The 571-nt window shown below is 46.9% G+C and carries 1 pseudogene; it reads right to left on the bottom strand.

Going from position 1 to position 571, the window contains the following annotated elements:
* Positions 1-571, bottom strand: a pseudogene (locus R8O11_RS29990) (aminopeptidase PepB); the annotation flags it as partial.

The following is a 571-nucleotide window of genomic DNA, read 5'->3' on the forward strand; positions in this document are numbered from 1 at the left end:
AACGTAATGCCTTTACCTACTAGACACGCGAATACTGGTGCGTTTTCATCGCCAGTCGGGTTGTAATCCAATTGCAGCATTGCTGATGTGCGATCCGAACCACGACCAACCGCATAGATACCTTCCCAACCTTCCGCTAGTAGATCTTTATCTTTAACAATACGAGCCGTTACTGTGCCTTCTGGTGCGACAGATTTGATGAACTCAGCCGCCATCGTAGCAAGTTGACGAGGTGCAACTTCTTCCGCCGTTTTGTTGATGATATCGCGCGTAAAATCGGTCGCTTTAATGCGAGCTTGAAGTTCAGTTTGGTCTTCTTCAGAAAGCGCAGTCCATTCTAGTAAACCGTGTTTTTTCGGGTTGCGGTAACCTTGATGGAAAGCCCAGATGCTTTCCAAATCCCAATGTTCACCAGAAAGTAGAACTGAATGAATTCCTTGGCCATCTAGCTGACGAGCTGCACGCTGAATTGCACCAAGATCATGACATTCACCTAGATGAATCGTCGCACCGTTTTCAGAGAATGAAAGTAGTGCTTTCTCACCCCAGTGTGGAGCAGCAGAATCTTGAC

It is taken from the genome of Vibrio sp. 1288, from assembly GCF_033344475.1.